2 protein-coding genes are annotated in these 2,103 nt (G+C 73.3%); both read left to right on the top strand.

The annotated features are described in order from the left end of the window. The coding region (locus JFN87_RS33005; protein WP_209346178.1) for a Rieske (2Fe-2S) protein at positions 1 to 394 on the top strand (394 nt) is incomplete at its 5' end. Between the two features lie 42 nt (positions 395 to 436). After that, positions 437 to 2,103, top strand: a 1,667-nt coding sequence (uvrC, locus tag JFN87_RS33000) for an excinuclease ABC subunit UvrC (protein ID WP_245182854.1), incomplete at its 3' end; no start/stop codon positions are given.

Raw genomic sequence — 2,103 nt, 5'->3', positions numbered from 1 at the left:
ATCCTCGGCAACCCGGGCTCCAACCACACCCCCTCCCGTCCGGCCCCCCCCCCCCGCCGCCGTCGACCTGGGGGCCGAGTCGGCGGTCCCCGTAGGCGGCGCCAAGCTCTACCGGAACGCGAAGGTCGTCGTGTACTGCCCCACCAAGGGCGAGTACAAGGGGTTCAGCGCCGTCTGCACCCACCAGGGCTGCGTGCTCACGGAGATCGTCAAGACCACGGGCGAGTGCCCCTGCCACGGCAGCCGCTTCGACGTCACCACGGGCAAGGTCGTCCAGGGCCCGGCCCAGCAGCCGCTGCCGCCCGTGCCGGTGCGTGCCGAGGGCGGCAAGCTCGTCGCTGGGCCGGACGCACCGTCGTCCTCCGGCGCCTCCGGCTCCGCGTCCCCGGCCTGAGCGCGCGCCGGAGCGCCGGTCGCCGCAAGTAGGGTTGGGCCCATGGCCGACCCGTCCAGCTACCGCCCCAAGCCTGGGGAGATTCCCGACTCGCCGGGCGTCTACAAGTTCCGCGACGACCACCGCCGGGTGATCTACGTCGGCAAGGCGAAGAGCCTGCGCCAGCGGCTCGCCAACTACTTCCAGGACCTGTCGGGTCTGCACCCCCGCACCCGGACGATGGTGACCACGGCCGCGTCCGTGGAGTGGACGGTCGTCTCCACCGAGGTCGAGGCGCTCCAGCTGGAGTACTCGTGGATCAAGGAGTTCGACCCGCGGTTCAACGTCAAGTACCGCGACGACAAGAGCTACCCGTACCTCGCGGTCACCCTGAACGAGCAGTTCCCGCGCGTCCAGGTGATGCGCGGCGCCAAGCGCAAGGGCGTGCGCTACTTCGGCCCCTACGGCCACGCCTGGGCGATCCGCGAGACCGTCGACCTGATGCTGCGCGTCTTCCCCGTGCGCACGTGCTCCGCCGGGGTGTTCAAGAACGCGGCCCGCACCGGCCGCCCCTGCCTGCTCGGCTACATCGGCAAGTGCTCGGCCCCCTGCGTCGGCCGCATCTCGCCCGAGGACCACCACGAACTGGCCGAGGAGTTCTGCGACTTCGTGGCCGGCCGCACCGGCACCTACCTGCGCCGCCTCGAACGGCAGATGGCCGAGGCCGCCGAGGACATGGAGTACGAGCGCGCGGCGCGCCTGCGCGACGACATAGGCGCCCTGCGTCGCGCCATGGAGAAGAACGCGGTCGTGCTCACCGACGCCACCGACGCCGACCTCATCGCCGTCGCCGAGGACGAGCTGGAGGCCGCCGTCCAGATCTTCCACGTGCGCGGCGGGCGCGTGCGCGGGCAGCGCGGCTGGGTCACCGACAAGGTCGAGGCGGTCGGCACGGGCGAGCTCGTCGGGCACGCCCTGCAGCAGCTCTACGGCGAGGAGCGCGGCGACGCGGTGCCCAAGGAGGTGCTGGTGCCCGCGCTGCCGGGCGATGAGGCGGAGACGGCCGCCGTCACGCAGTGGCTCGGCGAGCGCCGCGGCTCGCTCGTCTCGCTGCGGGTTCCGCAGCGCGGCGACAAGAAGGACCTGATGGCGACGGTCGGCCGCAACGCCCAGCAGGCCCTCGTCCTGCACAAGACCAAGCGGGCCAGCGACCTCACCACGCGCTCGCGCGCGCTGGAGGAGATCGCGGAGGCGCTCGGCCTCGACAGCGCGCCGCTGCGCATCGAGTGCTTCGACATCTCGCACTTCCAGGGCGACGACGTCGTGGCGTCGATGGTCGTCTTCGAGGACGGCCTCGCGCGCAAGGGCGAGTACCGCAGGTTCCAGATCAAGGGCTTCGAGGGCCAGGACGACGTCCGGTCGATGCACGAGGTGATCTCGCGGCGCTTCCGCCGCTACCTGGTGGAGAAGGAGAAGACCGGCGAGTGGCCCGCGGAGGAGTCCTCGGCCACCGAGGACTCCTCCGCTCCCGAGCCGGCCGCGGCGGGCGGCGGCCCGGCCCCCGGCGCGCCGGACGCGCCGCCGGCAGAACGGGAGAGCGCGCGTCCGGACTCCAGTCGCCGATGTATCTGGTGTGCCGGCTCCTGCTCGAGAGAAGGGGGGGGGGGGGGGGGGGGGGGGGGGGGGGGGGGGGGGGGGGGGGGGCGGGGGGGGGGGGGGGGGGGGGGGGG

Origin of the sequence: Streptomyces montanisoli (assembly GCF_017813245.1) — a bacterium.
Taxonomy (GTDB): domain Bacteria; phylum Actinomycetota; class Actinomycetes; order Streptomycetales; family Streptomycetaceae; genus Streptomyces; species Streptomyces montanisoli.
Note: the sequence above shows the minus strand (reverse complement) of the source record. Positions and strands in the feature narration are given on the sequence as shown.